The following is a 17,090-nucleotide window of genomic DNA, read 5'->3' as shown; positions in this document are numbered from 1 at the left end:
AAATCGCGGGAAATAGCGGGAAACGCAGAAGTAGCACGAACCGCACAATTCCTTCATGCGGCTTTTGATGAATTTTCAGGAGGTTGCGACTCCCCTCTACATCGTCAGCAGTTTGTCCGCAAGTTTCTCACGGATACGTTTAGACCCGAGGTCTGTCATTCGGTAATTGCCAGTAGATGGCAGCTGCACGATTTCGCGAATAGCAGAGGATTCCAGCTTGTCGATGGCTCTGGTTATGGTTGACGCTGGATGTTTGACGTACTTACCCAGTTCCCTTCGCGAGAATCCAGACTCACCCGCGTAGTGAAGCATAACTAGAATCTCTTCCTCCGCAGCTAGGTCTGTCCGTTGCACGATGATTAGGTTGTCCTCGAACCTACCAATGGCTGGCACATCGAACTGCAACAACTCTCTGATTGCGCTTGCAACTTTCTCTCGGTCACCACTCCAGAACATTCGGAGTGCCTCTGCGAATGCCCACCGTACGGCATCAACGACGAATTTCGAGTCCATGTGGTTCGGCTTGTAAGTCGGCGAGATATGAACCGCACCCCGCTGGCTACGGAACTTGTATGCGGTGCGGAGCACCATCATCAAGTGGAGGGCATCGCGTCGGTTAAGGCTGTGGGGCACCTGCTCGTTCTTGACGTACTTTTCGCATTCCTCAAACTCCTTGCCTCTGTTCAGATTGCCCGAATCCAGATGGTAGATGATTCGACCGAGCAACTCGCAGAACTGGCCACCGTCGAGTTGAGTAGGCTCCCACTCCCGCTGAATGTATCGACGCTCCAGTGACACGAACTCGTCAATCAACTCCGTGCCGAGTTGCGCGTCCAGAGGAGGGACGAGTTGAGAGATGAGAGATGCCTTCGTGATGAGCATTACGATTCAGGCGTTGGGGTGCCTAGCCCAAGAGTCTCAGCTACCAGTTTGATTGCTGCCTGACGGCCAACATCTTTCAGGAACCACTTGCCCTCTACTTCACCAAACTGGTCGGAGTTGTTCCCGAGGTCACGAGCGACATTACCACGGCGGATTAGTCCGGCAGACCTGAACTTGCCGTTGAAGGTGTTCTCCACTTGCGTCGGGGTCAACTCCACCTTCTGCCCAGTGGATTCCTCCAGCACATAGAGGAGCCACGCGATTTTCTGGACAGCTTTCCAGTCCTGCTTTGGAGTACCAAACCTAGCAGCATCGTGTTCCCAGTTGATAGCTGAACTTGCCGCACCATTAGAGGAAGCCGATGCACGACCGCTACCCGGTTTCCGGCGTCTCGGCTGACGAGCACCATTGGACGGCACCTCCTCTACATCAATGACTACGCCGCTTCCGTTCTTCGCAGCCCCGATGAGAGCCGGAGCCTGTAGAACTTTTCCCAGTTGCTGACTGACGTTTTGGGCAATCTCTGGAGCGAACTCCCGGTCGCCTTCAACCTCAATCTCCAAACCTGTCAACTTTACTTTGACCCGGAATTTTCCCATTACCCATCTCCTGAGTTCAGAATCTGACCACAAGCGGTTGTGGCATCGTTGCGGGAACTCTCAAATTGTAGTCTCCAATTAGCAGTGAATAGAAGACTTATGTTTTAACCCAAAGGGATTTCTCGAAGCGAATGTCGCGTCCAGTCAAAGGGAGTTGAGGAGGGTTTTTGGGTACAAATTTGTTTTTGTAAGGTTTTTGCAAACCGGGTGCGACGGGGAAAACGGTCGAATTTGGGAAAAACCTACTAACCCCTTTGTAAGGTTTTAGTTACAGGGCTTGTACCCCAGAAGTACCCAGTGAGACTAAAGAGAAGGGTGAGAAAAAGCAAAAGCCCCACAAGTTATTGAGGGGCTTGTATTTGCTTGATTTTTAAAGAAAAAGCTTGATCGTTGGTGCCGAAGAAGGGACTCGAACCCCCACACCCTTGCGAGTACGTGGACCTGAACCACGCGCGTCTGCCAATTCCGCCACTTCGGCACGACCCATGCAGCGCAATCGCCGACATGAGCACGAATTTCTAGTTTCTCTGAGATGGGCCTTTGTGTCAAACCTGTAACTCAAACCTGAGACTCAATGATCCCCGCCTCAGAGCGCGGACGCCGATGCCTTGCATCTCCCCCTCGCGCTTCCCCATTCCGTCTCATTGAGTTTTGGCATCCCAAATAGCAATACCCTGGCTCCATCCGCAGTAACATGGCGCTATAGCTATAGAGGAGTTCTGCCCGATGAAGCATGGAAGCGAAACAACGCAACCCCCTGCAACCAGCCAGCCGCCCGCGGCGGCAGCTCAGGCTTCTTCCTCTGCCGGGGAGGCCACCATCCCGGAGCAGCAGGCTATTGAAATTCGGCGGCTTGTGCATGACCTCAGCAATGGACTTGAGATCATCATCCAGTCCAGCTACCTGCTCGGCACCGCTGAAATGCCTGAAGAGAGTCGCCGGTGGGTAAAGGTCCTGGAGCAGGGCGTGGAGCAAGCTGCCCGCATCAACCAGGAGCTTCGCGCCTATATCCACGCCCACAGCTAACCGCATTCTCCTGGGTCGTCTCCCCGGACGCCACACGCAAAAACGCCGCAGCTTGTGGCCGCGGCGTTTTTCTCAGTTGCAGATTTGAATCGAAGATCGTTTAGACCAGCTTCGCATCCAGCGTGATCTCGGTATTGCCCTTGAACAGCCGCGAGATCGGGCAGTTTGCCTTGGCTTCCTGGGCTGCCTTGTCCAGGGCCGCCTGATCCGCGCCCGGAACCTTTGCTTTGGTTACGAGGGCAATCTTCGTGATCGTCGGACCCGCATCGGTCTTCTCGAAGGTGGCAGATGCGGTCGTGTCGATAGACTCCGGCGTCAGCCCGGCATTGGTCAACTGCCCGCTCAGGGCCATCGTAAAGCAGCCAGCATGGGCGGCTGCAATCAGCTCCTCCGGGTTCGTCCCGATGCCACTCTCAAAGCGAGTTCCAAAGGAATACTGGGCCTCCTTCAGTACGCCACTCTGTGTCGAAATCACGCCCTTCCCATCTTTAATACGACCGTGCCAAACGGCGCTTGCTGTGCGCTCCATAATTACCCCTTTCAGATTGATGATCGTGAAGTGCTTCCGTTGGTTGGATGCAGCAAATCCCGGATTGTTCCAAAGAATAGTCCTCGTGCCCCCTTCGATGCAGAAGCAGGCGATGAATTTACTGCCAAACTGCGATACGCTGTCTGCGTGAAAAAATCCGATGATGCGCACGAGACCCGTGAAGGCATGGTACAACCTGCAGTTGTGGAGGAGGAACGCTGGGAGAGGGCGAGCCTGGAAGTTGCTCTGAAGCCCGATTCCCACTCTCCCGGATACTGCCCAAGCTGTGCCCAGCCTGCCAGCCGCAACCATTTGCAATGGGTCTGCTCGGAGTGCAGCCATGCGTGGCCACCCTCCGACCTTTACTGAGGAAGGCCTCCGGTCAGGCGGTCTATGCCTGCGGAGTCATCTTCAGGCTCACGGTTCTGCGCTCGGAGGTGCGGGCCGCCACGTTGTACTTCGTCAGCGTTCCCTGCAGCAGATAGTAGCCCTCTTCCGCGTGAGTCTTCGCTGCCCCGCGCTCGATCGTTCCTTCAAACGAGTACCAGACGCCGTGAATCTGGTGCGTCGTGAACCCCAGTCGCGACCCATCGATGCGAGTATGCGTAAAGAAAAACGTCAGCGGAGTTCCCTGGTCGCTGTCCGCATCTCCGCGCTTGGAGATATAACCGCCCAGCTCCCGCTCCTGCAGGCTGATCTGGATCACTTCTCCCGGATCGCTCCCCAGCAGATATTCGCCGGATGCGTCCTGCGGCAGCGTGGAGGAGGCTCTTGCTTCGGTCGCCGGCGCGGTGCTGCTGTCGTCCACCTTGTCCGCGCGGCGATGCAGCATTGGAGTGGAGGCCTCCTGCGCCAGGGCTCCTGCTGCAAGGCACAGCAGACAGCAAAGAAGAAGAGCCCCTCGATGCCTGCTGTTAGATGAGAAATGCATTCGGGATTGCAATTCCCTCGTCTCCTGGAATCTTATCTACGCGTCGTATCTACCTGTGGTCCGGGAAGAATGGAGCAGATTCCTTATTGTAGATGTACACCGAACCCTCTCCGGCTTGCGCGGCTTTTCTGTTAAGAAACGCCGCGCTTGGACTGCGATTCCGGAGCTGCGATTCCGGCTTATCTTCCGCCCATGCTCTTCTTACGAGCCGCCTCAAACTCATCGCCAGGCTGCCAGCCTACAGATGACGGCAGCGCCGACGCCTGCCATCCCAGCAGGAACCCGAACTGCGCCATCTTAGCGTCGCCCCGGAAATCCCAGTCGGCATGATATTCATCCGATGGCTGGTGATAGTGCCGGGCTACAAAATCCTTGGCCTGGTCCACGCCCCACTGCGGCTCGTGGCCTTCATACTGCGTGCCTTGCCCAATGGAAAACGCAGGCACGCCGAAGCGAGCCATGCTGAAGTGGTCTGAGCGGTAGTAATGGCCTGCGCTGGGCGTCTGATCCGGCTCCAGCTCCAGGTGGAGAGCCTTGGCGGTCTTCTCCACTACGGGATAGAAGGTGGTGCGTTCCGCCCCGCTCACCTCCGCAGAAATCGGCACTCCGATCGGCAAAAGCATGTCGTAGTTCAGGTCGAGCGCAATCTGTGCTGAAGGAATCGGCGGATGCATGCCGAGGTATTCCGAACCCAGAAGCCCCTGCTCCTCTGCCGTCACCGCCGCGAAGTAAACCGCGTGGGGAGGCCGGACCTTCGCTTCCGCAAAGGCTCGCGCTATCTCCAGCAGGATTCCGCAGCCCGTCGCGTTATCCGCCGCGCCGTTGTAGATGTTGTCGCCCTTCATGTCCGGATCAATGCCCAGGTGGTCATAGTGCGCGGTGAAGAATACCGCCTGCTGTTTGTCCGAAGCTCCGGGCAACATCGCGATCACATTGCTCGATTCATATTTGCGGACGCGGCTGGCCACGTGCGCCTTCAGGCGGACCGGCAGCTCAATCGCCTTGAAGCCCGGCTTTCCCGCTGCGTCGATGGCCTTATCGGCGTCGATGCCCACTTCGCCCAGCAGCTTTCTCGCAACATCCAACTGGATCCAGCTGGCGGCCTTCAGCGTCGATAACGGATCGTTCTGCAGATAGGATTTCTCGATCGCCTGCGAGTTGCGCACCACGTCCCAGCCATAGCTGGCCAGGTCGGTACGATGAATAATCAGCACACCCACGGCGCCCCGGCGCGCTGCTTCCTCGTACTTGTAGGTCCATCGCCCGTAGTAGGTCAGCGCCTTGCCCTTGAAGAACTTTTCGTCCTCCGAGGGCGGCTCGTTGACGATCACCAGCAGCACCTTGCCCTTCACATCCACACCCTTGAAGTCGTTCCAGTGGTACTCCGGTGCATCGATGCCATAGCCGACGAAGACGATGGGCGCGTCGATATCCGCCGACGTTCCTCCCGTCTCGTCCTTGGTCACATAGTCCTCGCCATACTTCAGCGAAAGCGGTGTCCCGTTCTTCGGCTCCAGGGTAAAGCGGGTCTGATCCTCCAGCGTGTGCACCGCCATCAGCGGAACCTTCTGGAAGTAGCTGCCATTCGCACCCGCCGGCTTCAGCCCTGACAGCATGAACTGCGTCGCGATGTACTGCGCGGCGATCTCCGCCCCACGCTGCCCCGGACCGCGCCCCTCCAACAGATCGTCCGCAAGAAAGCGGACGTGGGCACGAATCTTTTCTCCGTCAATCGATGCCGCCGCCTGGCGTGCAGCCGCGGGTACCTGCGGCAAATCGGGTAGGGCCTGCACCTGTGCGCAGGCAAAGGCAGGCGCGATGCAGGCAAGCGACGCACAAGCAAGGCTGAGACGATAGTTCATTCTGTCTCCCATTCTGACTCTTGAGTTAGACCCGGTTCGCGACGGGCCAAGAGAGCGGGTAAATTGAGAGCGGATAAATTCATCCATTCTGTGCATAGCTCTCTGGCTTCTACATTAAGAGTACGCGCGCCGTTGGGCAATCGCTTTTCCCACGTGGTGCGTTCGAAGTCGCGTTCGAAGTGGCTCTCGAAGCAGCAATCAGGATTGCGCATGCAGGGTTGTCATCAGCCCCACCCGGCGAAGGACCTTTCGCGCCAGGCCCGTCAGGGGCAAAAGAGACAGCGCCTCAGGCAGAACCCATTGCTCCGCGCGCTCGTTCTTCCGGTGCCGGGCAAGGCCATCCGCGCCCATGGCATGGACGTGGACAATGTAGGTTGTCTGCATGATGGCGTGACGCACGATGAGCTCCGCCGATTTGGCATCGAGCGCATGGCTGTCAATCTCCGGCAGCTCCCACATGCCGGGCATTACGGTACCCTGCAGGGGCCGCTGATGCAGCAGCACCCTTGTACCCCTCAAAGTATCCTGCGAAGTACCCTTCGAAGCGCTCTGCGAAGGCGAGGCGGCCACCACCAAGGCATAGGCTATCTCGTGGCGCACCGTGGGCCTGCGAGGCTCTACCGGGTGCTCCCCGCGCGTCTGGCATAGCTCGACGACGGGGCATTGCGCGCACAGCGGCTTTCGCGGCAGGCAAAGGGTTGCGCCAAGCTCCATCATGGCCTGGTTAAAATCTCCCGGATGCGCGGGGTCCACCAGCTCGTCGGCCAACCGGTGGATTGCCTGCCGGGAGATGCGCGAGCGCAAGGCTCGATCCGCGGCGGCGCTGCCCTCGGCAAGGCCCGCAATTCGCGTGATCACGCGCTCCACGTTGCCATCCACTGCGGCAACGGATTCGCCAAAGGCGATACTCGCGATTGCCGCGGAAGTATAAGCCCCAATGCCGGGCAGCAGTGCCAGTTCCGCCGCCGTGCGGGGAAGCAACGATCCGTGCTGCTGAACCACCACCTGCGCGCCCCGGTGGAGCATCCGAGCCCTGCGGTAATAGCCCAGTCCGCTCCACACGGCGAGCACGTCTGCCTCGGGTGCCTCAGCCAGCGCGGCCACCGTTGGAAAGCGGCGAAGAAACTCCGCGTAGTGCTCCAGAACCGCAGCCACCCGCGTCTGCTGCAACATGATCTCGGAGACCCAGATTTTGTAAGGATCCTCGGTACGCCGCCACGGCAGGTCCCGGCGATGCGCTCCGAACCAGCGCAGCAGCCTTGCACGGAACTTCTTCCGCTTGGCCGGAGCCCATTCTTCCTCGCTCATACGCCTGATTCTAACCGGAAGAGGCGCCTCTACTTTGCCGCACCGGCATGCGGCGTCTCACTGTGCGCCACCAGGATCAGGCTGCCCCTCACGTGCTGCCAGACGCTGACGACGGCCAGCTCGGCAGGAGCTTGCGACTTCTGCTGCGTCACCGAGGCGGAGTAGCTCACAACCATATCCGCTCCCTGGGGAGTCACCTGCAACTCACGAATCAGATACTCCGCCGGGGGATTCTGCTTTAGCTGCTCCAGCCATTGCTCGCCGGTCAACCGGTCGCCGCTTCTCGACGTGAACAGGACACTGGGCCCCTGCAAGGCAACCACCTGTTGCCAATCGCCCTTGTGCACGGCCTTCCAGTAGAGGCGCTCGAATTGCTCCGCGCTGGTGGAGGTCTTGATACTGTGGGGTCGATCCGGATACACCGCGCAGCCCACCATGGAGCACAGCAAACCCATGGCAATCAGCAGAACAGCAGTTGGTTTCACCATATTTCCAGTCTGGACGCGGAAGGGAAAAAGTTCCACCGCAAATAGTAAGAGGCCACCCGAAGGTAGCCTCTTACCATTGTTGATTGCAGGGTTGTATCTGGCTGACGAACTAGTCACCCATGACTTCTTCGCCCTTGGGGGCCGACTTGGGAGCTGGCGTGATCGAATCCAGCGTAACCATTCCGGGAGTTGGCTTCTCACCCAGGACGTGCTCGCGATAGAGCCGGGCCATCTGCGCATTCTCCGCATCCGTCTTCAGCTTATCCTCGCGTGCGCGGATCTTCTCTTCGCGGGCATTCTTGGCGATGCCAAGCTTGTCCAGCGAATCGTTCGCCGCAGCGTGAACATGCTCATCGTTCAGCACCAGCTTGTGCTGGGTCGATGCCATGCCCACCTTCTTGCCGCCTGCGAAGATCTCATGCCGCCCGTGCTCCTCGTACCACTTGGTCAGAGTCGAGGTCATGTGCATCTTCTCGATGATGTTGCGCCAGCCTACGCCGGTGTTGTACGCGCAGAAGCTGATTTCGCCTTCCTGCGTGGCGTAAGGAATGATGCACTGCTCAGTGCGGCGGAAGTCGTAGTTGAACAGATCCTGGAACCACATTCCGGCGATGAACAGGAAGTTCCAACGGTCGGCACGGCGGAACTTGATGTCTTCCATCGTGCGGTCGCCCTTGACGCTGCCATAGTTGCGATTGGTCACGCCAAAGCACTTGTCGAACTTCTTCAACATATCCGTGATGTGGAAGTGAGTGGGCGACATGGTGGGATCGTAGTTGCGCAGCATGGCCAACGCGATGCCCAGCCCGGAGAGGAACTTGCCGCGAGCCGCATCGTTGATCTTCGCCACGTCCTTGGCCAGCCGGTCCGCATTCAGGAAGGCAGTTACCGGAACGGCTTCCTTGGTTTCCTTATCGATCATCAGCGCCATGCCGATGCCGCAGTTCGGGTGGCAGCCGCAGGAGAGCTGGCCCCAGTCGGCCGACGGTCCGTGAACCAGATCGCCGAAGTCCGAGAAGGTGCTCATGAAGCTGATTGGGAACCAGTCGCGCGTCGGTTCGCCCAGACCCGTCTGATTCTTCACGTCGTGCGCCATGTGGCTCAGCGTGTAGCGCTGCGCGTGGCGACGCTCGTCGGTAATGTCCTCATCGCGGCCGGTAAAGGAGACCGGCTGGAACGACAGGAAGCTGATCGTCTTCGGATTGTCCAGCGCGAACTGGATAATGCGGCCCACCTGCTCATTGTTGATGCCGTTGATGATCGTCGTCACCGGGACGATATCCACACCGGCCTCGTGCAGGTTGTGGATCGCCTGCATCTTCACGTCAAACAGGTTGCCGACCTTGCGGTGCGAGTTGGCAGCGTTGCCGATTCCGTCGAACTGGAGGTACACATACCGCAGACCCGCTTCCGCAGCCGCGCGGCAAAGCTCCTTCGACTTGGCAAACTCAATGCCGTTGCTGGCCGCCTGCACCGAGTTGTAACCAACCTTGCGGGCATAGGCAACCGCATCCAGGAAGTAGGGCGAAAGCGTGGGCTCGCCACCGGAGAACTGCACGCTCATCTGGCGCCGCGGCTTGATCTGGGCCGCGTTGTCCAGCATGGTCTTGATCTCGTCCCAGGTCAGCTCATGCACAAACCCAACCTGGTTTGCATCCATAAAGCAGGGATCGCACATCATGTTGCAGCGATTGGTGAGGTCAATGGTCAGAACGGCGCCGCGTCCGTGGGTCACCGTCGATGTGCCGTGATTGTGGAGCTTCTCATCGTTGTGCGCGCGGATATCGCGGCCGGGGAAGACCTCTTCCAGATGCTTGAAGAATTCGGTGTCAATCGACATCAAGTCTTCAAAATGGCCGTGCTTGGGACAGTCCTTCACCATCAGGATCTGGCCATCGCGCTCGATGATCTGCGCCTTGATCTCGCCAACCTTTTCATTCAGAAGGACTTCGTGCGGCAGCTTGCCGTCCAGGATCTGCTTGCGAATCTCCGGTACGCACTTGGGGCACAGCGAATCGGTCGTACGCGGCCAGCCTAGAGGAGGCTTCTCCTTCTGGTAGGACTTCAGCAGCGGCTTATCGGACCACTTCGGTGTAAACGAAGGGTTCGGGCTGATCGAGTTCAGCCTTTCAAAGACGGCCCACGCGCCCTTGGCTGCGTAGGTTACCGCTCGCTCGGCGTACTTGACGGCTTTCGACATATCTTATTCTCCTCAAGTGATCGGAACCTGCGCGCTTTTTGCGGTCTGGGGTTGGGACCGCATGTCACAGGGACGACAGGTTCAACGTCGAATGGGGACAGATTTCACAGAGATCACCCAAAAATTTGCGTCAAACTTGCCAACCTAAGAGTATTCACGCCTTGGGCAAGTACAAAATATTTATGATCGAACGGTAAAAATCCGGGCGTAGATGGGACAACCGTTCAGCGAATGGGAAGGACTCCAGGGTGAAATGCACCCCATCTCGCCCATAGAAAGTGCCCCCTTCGGACCTGCCCGGATGGAACCACCGTTCCGGGTCCCTTGCGCGGGGCTCACTTTTTAGCGGCTCACTTTATAGCTGTCCCGCCGGCGCAGACGCTCAATACGTCGGTCAGAACGATGGGTCCAACGTCAATTCCCGCATCCAAAGGCGAGTAATCAGCTCGGCACCCCGCAATACTGGAGTGCGGAAGACAGCCGGAAAACCCGGATAATAAAAACACGCATCCCCACGCACGGAATCGGTACGCCGGATCGGTACGCAGGGCGCACTCGATTGGCACGCAAGATACGCAGAGGATAGGGAAGAGGAGAGCTCCCATGACCGGCAATCCCCAAGACCCGCAGCGCGGCCGCCTGGAAGACCTGGGCCGCAAGATCGATGAGCATATCGGCTCCGCCATACCCCGCGCCGAAGAAGAATTGCGGCGTGTCATCGCCTATCTCAACGACGAAGTGGTGCCGCAGGTTCGGCGCAACTCCTCCGAGGCTCTGAAGATTGCCGCCGAGCAGCTCCACAAATTGGCCGAAGCCCTCGACCGGAGCAATAGGCCGCCATCGAGCGGAAGCCGTTAGCCAGCCATTCGACCGCAGAATGGCCGCATCAGGAAACCAGTACCGTGGAATCCAAAACTCGGGAAACACCGAACTTATAGGAGAACCGCACTAAGATGACAGCTTTGTGGCAACGCCTTCTGCCTGCCGTGGCACTTTTCCCGATTCTTCTCGTCATGGGCGGCTGCGCGCGTAAAGTCAAGGTCGTCTATGTGCCTGCGCCGCCACCGCCTACGATCCCCTATCCGCGAACCACGACACCGCCGGCGGAGACCCGGCCCCCCGCGGTCAATGTGCCTCCCGCGGCTGCAGAAAGCAGCAATAGCGCGGACGAAGAGTACGTCGCCACCCACTCCCCCATCATGACGGAAGAGGGCCTGGCGAGCTGGTATGGGCCTCCCTACCACAACCGGCGCGGCGCCAACGGCCAGGTATTTGACCAGAATGCGCTGACCGCCGCGCATCGCACCCTGCCGATGAACTCCCTCATCAAGGTGACCAACCTGCAGACCGGGCAATTCGTTGTCGCTCGCGTCACCGATCGCGGACCCTTTGTTCAGGGCCGCCTGCTGGATCTCTCGATGGCCTCGGCCAAGGCCGCAGGGGTGTGGAGACCCGGTACCGCACGCGTGCGCGTCGACGTCTATCAAACCCCGCTGCCGGTTGAGGTTGGTGGACGCTGGTGCGTCCAGGTGGGAGCATTCAAGGATGGCGAAGAGGCCTTGAAGCTGCGCGACCACCTGCAGCGCAAATACCATACCGCCAACGTGATCGAGTTCACCGGGCCAACCGGACACTGGGTGCGTATCCGTCCCCAGAACGACGACAAAGGAAAAGCACAGGAAATCGCCCGCGAACTCGACCCCGTAGAGGGCAACGCCTACCTGGTCCGGCTGGATTAAAGGGAGACTTGGGCCAGAGCCTGTTAACCCTACTCGGGCGGAGGGTAATACGGCAGCTTATCGTTCCTGTCATTCGCCCGCTTCACGGTGATGTCATCGAAGAGCAGCGATGGCGCCAGGACCGTCGTCGGCGTTTCGCCCAGGAAGTTCGATACCTGCGTGTCGCTCCCCACGGCACTGATGTTCGATCGCAGGCTGCGCTGGTCCAGATCGTCGAATGCCGCTCCCCGCACAAGCTGGCGTGTCCCGTCGGCGACATGGATGCGGTACAGCATGCGCGGGGATAGCTCCGGCCCCAGCGCTTCGGCTACATACACGCTGTCCAGGCCGCGTTCGCGAGCCATCGCCAGCAGCTTCGCGTTCAACTCCTCCGGCGAGACGGCCTTTGTTGACTCCACCCGCAGCACGCCAATCTCCGGGCGCGGCGGCTCGGCCAGGCCTGCACGGCCATGGCCGTTGGAGACGGCGAAGTCCCGCACCGGCGCGCGTCCCAGCAGGTAGCTGGTGAGCTTGCCGTTTTCCACCACGTCCACCGGCTGCGCCGGCACGCCTTCGTCGTCCACATCGTAAGCGCCGATCAATCCTTCGCCGGCAAACGAATCCATCCGCGGATCATCGACGACCGTGGTGCCCTCCGGCAGCACGCGCGCTCGATAGCTTGCCGCATAGGGCCCCTTCGTCCGTGCCTCGGTCCCGAGATCGGGGCGTATGGCAACCACTCCCGGCGCAAACAGATTCGAGAAGATATCGCCGCCCGAGTTGCCGGTAAAGAGCACCGGCCCGTGATACTCCACCTCGTCCACCACCGGGGCCTTACGCAACTCTTCGAGCGAAGCGAGCAACTGCTCCACGTGGGAGTGAAACTGCGCGGCGGAGTCAAGCTGCGCGGCGCTCGTTCCCGTCGTTTCATAGGAGCGGTCCATTCGCATCCCATCCGGCGCCTGCGTGCCTACCGAGATCCTCGCCTGGTAGACCGCGGAGCCGTGGCGTACAACCGTGCCTTCGGTGTTCACCAGGTAGCGATTGACGGCACGGGCATGAATCGTCGAGGCCGAATACTCCGTCACCTTCTCAAACGATGGTCGCGAACGGTAGACGCCGGAGGCATCGGCAATCGTCTTCTGCCAATCGGCGGTAGCCAGATCCAGCCTGACCACCGAACCCATCGAGACCAGGGGCTTCTCCCGCGAAAAGTCTTGCGCGGAGGGCTGCGTCTGGTATGCCTTCAGCGCAACCTGCTTGCGGGTGTAGTCGCGCAGCGCAGCCTTGTATGCAATATCGGTCGCCGACCACAAGGCAATTCGCAGCGCCACCGGATCGTCTTCGATGGCAGCCACCTGCAGCGATCCATCGCCGTGCGGTTGCGAGCTATCCATCTGGTAGTCGCCCACGCGCACCGTCACCCGCACAAGCCGGCGATGATCGCGCCGTTCGCCGGTCACAGCTCCATAGTTGGCGGAAGCCTCGTAATTATCGACGTCGTCCAGCCGGTATTGGAGAAAGAAGGGCCGCTGAAAGTTCTGTAACTGTAACTGTTGCTGACTTCGATGCAGCTCGGCCAGCATCGCTTCCAACACCGGGTCCTGATGTGTCTCCGCAGCGCCGGGTCCGGTTGCGGAGACATCTTTCTGCGCCAGTGCGGTATGGCTGGCGTGCCTTGCGTAAGCCGGCACGCACAGCGTTATCGCTGCAATCGCCGCCACCAGAACGCGTCCGTGCATCGCTCGATCGTTCTTCCGCATCAGTGCGTTCCTCCCGGCACATCCGTCGCCGCAGGCATGGGCAGGATCGGCTGCCGCGAGGTGCCCTGGGGCTGCCGCTGCGTCTCAATCTCGCGCACCAGCATGGCGGGCGCTACGGCGGAGACGGCAACGCTTCCCGACTCTGCGCCGCACTCGCCGTTGAATACCTCGCGCCGCGTTCCCGTGGCCGCAATGCGGCTCAACGCTGCCTGCGGAGTGCCCACAATGCTCACGCCCCGCACCAGCTCATCCGGCCTGCCATCCACGTACACGCGATAGACCACCAGCGGCAGCACCTGGAAGGCCTGCGGCATGTTCCGTGTCGTTACCGCAAAACCGGAAGAAATATCCTCGAAAAGAAGTCCGTAGGGCTTGCCCTGCTTCTTTGCCTCGGCCAGCAGCATGGAGCGCAGTTGCGCATCGGGAACGCTGCGGGTCGAGGAGACGATCAGGTTTCCCTGCCGGCCGGTAGGCATCCTCCCCGGCTGTGCCCGCCCATGCCCATTCGAGCTGGCAAAGTCGGCAATCGGCAGCCGCGACATCAGAAACGTCTCCAGCACGCCATCGCTAATCAGGTCTACCCGCTTCGAGGGCTGGCCCTCGTCGTCGAACTGGTAGTAGCCGCTCAGGTACGTTCCATCGAAGATCTGCCGCGTGGGATCGTCGGCTACCGAGAGAAAATCCGGCAGGATCGCCTTGCCTACATCGCGGGTAAAGGTCTGCCCTTCATCATTGCCGCGCTGGCGCTGCCCTTCCAGCCGATGCCCCAGCACCTCGTGAAAGAAGACCGCGGCCGCGCGGCCGGAGAGGATCGCAGGTCCGTCAAAGGGCTCGGTCACCGGAGCCTTGCGCAACTGCTCCAGGCTGATGGCAAGCTGCCGGACTGCAGCCTCCAGCGCCGGCTGGGCGGGCAGGCCGTCGGCTGTCTCGGCCTCAAACGTCCGGGCACGGAAGAGGTCCATCCCGTCTTCGGCGCGGGTTCCGGCATACACAATAATGCGGGCCAGCCGATGTGGAGTGACCACGCGCGCCCCCTCCGATGAGACAAAGTAGCGCGTCTCGTTGTTTACCTGCAGGGAGACCAAATTGGAGTAGATCTCGGGATAGCTGCGGAATACCGCCGAAAGGCTCCGCATCCTCTGCTCCCATTGGCTGGCATTGACCGCTGGCGCTGGTGCCGGGGGATGAATGGCTACCTGCGCGGGCTCGCGGGAAAAGTCTGGCGAGGAGTCTTCCTCCTTCGCCCGCACCTGCGTCTCGGTCTTTACCTGAAGATAGTTGTGCAGTGCATTGCCGTAGCCTTCATTGGTGGCCCACCACAACGAGCGCTGGATGGCCCGCCGGTCGTCGTTCAGCGGCAGCGCCACCGTGTTCAGCGCGGAGGAGCGGTGATTGCCATGCGTATTGTCCAGCTTCTCGTCGCCTACGCGAACCAGCACGTCCACACTGCGGGAGTGGTTCCCCTGCGAGCTCACCAGCGCTCCAAATTGCGCCGTAATGCCGACCGACTGCACATCGGAGGCGGAATAACTGAGAAAATAAGGAGACTGCGGCGTTTTCGCAGCATGCAGCGGATCCGAAGGCTTGCCCAGATCCGCCATCGCCCGGTCGAGTTCGGCGGTCATCGCATCCAGAAGCACCGGCGAAGGTTGCACGGACGCAGGCTTCGCCTCCGCAGGATGGGGACGAAAGGCACACACGCAAAGAGCTGCGGCCAGAAGATATCTGGTCCTGTTTCCGGAAGACCTCGAATTTCCGAAATGCCTCGAAATTTGCGCAACGCCAGGGTTGCCAGGTTTCATCGGACAACGTCCTAAAGAAAGTGCTCTCATTAGTTGTGAGTCTCAAGAACCGGCCACGCGAGAGCAAGCTCTGGAGGTACAGATTGAAAGTGCACTTTCCCCTTTCAGGATGGCAATGGATCTTCAGGTCTATTGCGGGAGTGCTGCTGCTTGTGCTTTTGTTTCCAGCAGACCCCGTGCTGGCGGCACCGGCTTCCGCGGCCACTCCCTACTCCGATGCGGAAAATGCCCCGGCGGCAGCCCCTCTTACGCCTGCGCCAGGCGCAAAAGCTGCCTACAGTCTCCCCGCGGATAAGCTCGCCAAGGCGCTCCGCCTCAGCCGGGATTTCACCCTTCTCCAGTTCTCGGCAACCGCCTGGCAGATGCTGTTTCTGCTGTTGCTGCTCGCTACCGGCGCTCTCCACGGGCTCGCCTCGTGGGCGGAAAGAATCACCCCGAGGCGCTGGCTGCAGGGAGTGATCTTCCTGCCGCTGCTCCTGCTGCTCGTGTCCCTGTCGAACCTGCCCTTCAGCATGGCGGGACACTGGCTCTCCGTCAGCTACGGCCTGTCCATCCAGCACTGGGGAAGCTGGTTCCTCGATCACGGCAAATCCGTGCTGCTGATGCTGCTGGTTGGCACTTTGATATTGCTTACCCTGATGCGGCTCATCGTGCAATTTCCCCGCCGGTGGTGGCTCTGCTTCTGGGCGGGCTCGTTGCCCTTCATCGTCGCCGCAATTTTTGTAGTGCCGGTGCTGATCGACCCCCTGTTCAACCACTTTGAGCCGCTTGCCCGCTCCAATCCGGAGCTGGTTCAGGCGCTGGGGCGGGTGGTTGCACGTACCGGAACCAACATCCCGCCCGAGCGCATGTACCTGATGAAGGCCAGCGAAAAGCTCACCGTACCCAATGCCTACGTCACCGGCATTGGATCCACCAAGCGCGTCGTGGTATGGGATACCACCATCAAGACAGCCTCAACCGATGAGATTCTCTTCATCTTTGGCCATGAAAGCGGCCACTACGTGCTCCATCACATCTGGAAGGGCATCGCCTTCTACGCAATGCTTCTGCTGCTTCTGCTGTGGATCGGCTCCCACGCCGTGACCTGGATGATCGCTAACTTTGGCGGGCGCTGGCGCATCGTGAACCTTGAGGACTGGAGTGCGGTGGGCGTCCTGCTGCTGGTATTCGCGGCGCTGAGTGTGCTGTCCGAGCCCATCGACAATACCTTCAGCCGCGTGCTCGAACACAATGCCGACATTTATGGACAGGAGGCAATGCATGGCATCGTCGCCGATCCCCAGGCCACGGCGCAGCATGCCTTCCAACTCCTGGGAGAAACTTATCTCGAAGATCCCAACCCCGGCGTCCTTCTTGAGTTCTGGACCTATGACCACCCTTCCACGCTGCACCGCGCCACCTTCGCCGCAGGATACAATCCGTGGGTGGCGGGCCGCAGGCCGAAGTTCTTTCCGCCCGATAGCGGGAAATAACAGGGAACACGCACTGGGGCCTGATTAGCATGGATTGCATCTCGAACGAAGCATAGATAAAAATATTGAACGGAGCGGATAGAAATTATGGTCGACTGCCTTTTCTGCAAGATCATCGCCGGCACAATTCCATCCTCAAAGGTCTATGAGGATGATCAGAGCTACGCCTTCGCGGACATCAACCCACAGGCCCCGACGCACGTGCTCATCGTTCCCAGGAAGCACATAGCTTCGCTCGACCATGCCTCGCCGGTAGACATCGAGGTGCTCGGCCATCTGCACGTCGTTGCCGCCGGAATCGCCCGCGGCAAGGGGCTATCAAACGGCTACCGCACCGTCATCAACACTGGCGACGATGCCGGCCAGACCGTCGACCATCTGCATGTGCATCTGCTGGGTGGCCGTGCCTTCCACTGGCCTCCAGGCTAGTGGCCTGACGCCAAAAGAAAAGCACCCCTTTTGGGGGCGCTTTTTCCTGCGAATCTGAAGCTCCAGGCAGTCTCGAAA

Annotated in this window: 15 protein-coding genes and 1 tRNA gene; 5 read left to right on the top strand and 11 right to left on the bottom strand. The window is 59.8% G+C overall.

All coding sequences use genetic code 11. The features are described 5' to 3' along the window. Window positions 1-96: 96 nt before the first annotated feature. The 3 genes from VM554_11065 to VM554_11055 form a co-directional block, all read right to left on the bottom strand. Window positions 97-882, bottom strand: coding sequence for a hypothetical protein (locus tag VM554_11065; protein HVJ08916.1), 786 nt, complete (start codon window positions 880-882; stop codon window positions 97-99). Next, window positions 882-1,481 (bottom strand): hypothetical protein, encoded by a 600-nt coding sequence (locus tag VM554_11060; GenBank protein HVJ08915.1) that lies wholly within the window; start codon window positions 1,479-1,481, stop codon window positions 882-884. The genes VM554_11065 and VM554_11060 overlap by 1 nt, the downstream gene beginning before the upstream one ends. A gap of 391 nt (window positions 1,482-1,872) precedes the next feature. After that, window positions 1,873-1,959, bottom strand: a tRNA-Leu gene (locus VM554_11055). A gap of 248 nt (window positions 1,960-2,207) precedes the next feature. Between VM554_11055 and VM554_11050 the strand changes: the two genes are divergently transcribed. Then, window positions 2,208-2,507: a hypothetical protein gene (locus VM554_11050; GenBank protein ID HVJ08914.1), complete on the top strand. Its 300-nt coding sequence runs from the start codon at window positions 2,208-2,210 to the stop codon at window positions 2,505-2,507. Window positions 2,508-2,607: 100 nt separating this feature from the next. Here VM554_11050 and VM554_11045 read toward each other — a convergent pair whose 3' ends face one another. The 6 genes from VM554_11045 to VM554_11020 all read right to left on the bottom strand — a co-directional run bounded on the left by VM554_11045 (window position 2,608) and on the right by VM554_11020 (window position 9,825). Continuing rightward, on the bottom strand, window positions 2,608-3,036 hold the full coding sequence (locus tag VM554_11045; GenBank protein ID HVJ08913.1) for an OsmC family protein: 429 nt from the start codon (window positions 3,034-3,036) through the stop codon (window positions 2,608-2,610). A 391-nt stretch (window positions 3,037-3,427) separates the two neighbouring features. Then, window positions 3,428-3,868, bottom strand: a complete 441-nt coding sequence (locus VM554_11040; GenBank protein HVJ08912.1) for a hypothetical protein — start codon at window positions 3,866-3,868, stop codon at window positions 3,428-3,430. A gap of 278 nt (window positions 3,869-4,146) precedes the next feature. Beyond that, window positions 4,147-5,829 carry a M28 family peptidase gene (locus VM554_11035; GenBank protein ID HVJ08911.1) on the bottom strand — a complete coding sequence of 561 codons (1,683 nt, stop codon included), beginning with the start codon at window positions 5,827-5,829 and terminating at the stop codon, window positions 4,147-4,149. Between the two features lie 198 nt (window positions 5,830-6,027). Further along, window positions 6,028-7,137 (bottom strand): A/G-specific adenine glycosylase, encoded by a 1,110-nt coding sequence (locus tag VM554_11030; GenBank protein HVJ08910.1) that lies wholly within the window; start codon window positions 7,135-7,137, stop codon window positions 6,028-6,030. Between the two features lie 29 nt (window positions 7,138-7,166). After that, complete coding sequence (locus VM554_11025; GenBank protein HVJ08909.1) at window positions 7,167-7,625, bottom strand: nuclear transport factor 2 family protein; 459 nt, start codon at window positions 7,623-7,625, stop codon at window positions 7,167-7,169. A gap of 109 nt (window positions 7,626-7,734) precedes the next feature. Then, complete coding sequence (locus VM554_11020) at window positions 7,735-9,825, bottom strand: radical SAM protein (protein ID HVJ08908.1); 2,091 nt, start codon at window positions 9,823-9,825, stop codon at window positions 7,735-7,737. Window positions 9,826-10,428: 603 nt separating this feature from the next. On the opposite strand from VM554_11020, the gene VM554_11015 reads away from it, so the two are divergent. Beyond that, the gene (locus tag VM554_11015; protein ID HVJ08907.1) at window positions 10,429-10,683 is read left to right on the top strand and encodes a hypothetical protein; all 255 of its coding nucleotides are present in this window, start codon (window positions 10,429-10,431) and stop codon (window positions 10,681-10,683) included. A gap of 95 nt (window positions 10,684-10,778) precedes the next feature. Beyond that, on the top strand, window positions 10,779-11,564 hold the full coding sequence (locus tag VM554_11010; GenBank protein ID HVJ08906.1) for a septal ring lytic transglycosylase RlpA family protein: 786 nt from the start codon (window positions 10,779-10,781) through the stop codon (window positions 11,562-11,564). Window positions 11,565-11,593: 29 nt separating this feature from the next. On the opposite strand, the gene VM554_11005 is transcribed toward VM554_11010, so the two are convergent. Together VM554_11005 and VM554_11000 are read right to left on the bottom strand one after the other, a co-directional pair. Next, a complete protein-coding gene (locus VM554_11005; protein HVJ08905.1) occupies window positions 11,594-13,306 on the bottom strand; it encodes a metallopeptidase TldD-related protein in 1,713 nt (570 codons plus the stop codon). Then, window positions 13,306-14,961: a metallopeptidase TldD-related protein gene (locus VM554_11000; GenBank protein ID HVJ08904.1), complete on the bottom strand. Its 1,656-nt coding sequence runs from the start codon at window positions 14,959-14,961 to the stop codon at window positions 13,306-13,308. Before VM554_11000 ends, VM554_11005 begins: the two co-directional genes overlap by 1 nt. Window positions 14,962-15,197: 236 nt before the next feature. On the opposite strand from VM554_11000, the gene VM554_10995 reads away from it, so the two are divergent. Beyond that, the gene (locus VM554_10995) at window positions 15,198-16,583 is read left to right on the top strand and encodes a M48 family metalloprotease (GenBank protein ID HVJ08903.1); all 1,386 of its coding nucleotides are present in this window, start codon (window positions 15,198-15,200) and stop codon (window positions 16,581-16,583) included. A gap of 87 nt (window positions 16,584-16,670) precedes the next feature. After that, window positions 16,671-17,012 carry a histidine triad nucleotide-binding protein gene (locus VM554_10990; GenBank protein HVJ08902.1) on the top strand — a complete coding sequence of 114 codons (342 nt, stop codon included), beginning with the start codon at window positions 16,671-16,673 and terminating at the stop codon, window positions 17,010-17,012. Window positions 17,013-17,090: the final 78 nt, after the last annotated feature.

Source organism: Acidisarcina sp., from assembly GCA_035539175.1.
In the GTDB taxonomy this organism is placed as follows: Bacteria; Acidobacteriota; Terriglobia; order Terriglobales; family Acidobacteriaceae; genus JANXZS01.
The sequence above is the reverse complement of the archived record's forward strand: the minus strand, read 5'-3'. Positions and strand labels throughout refer to the sequence as shown.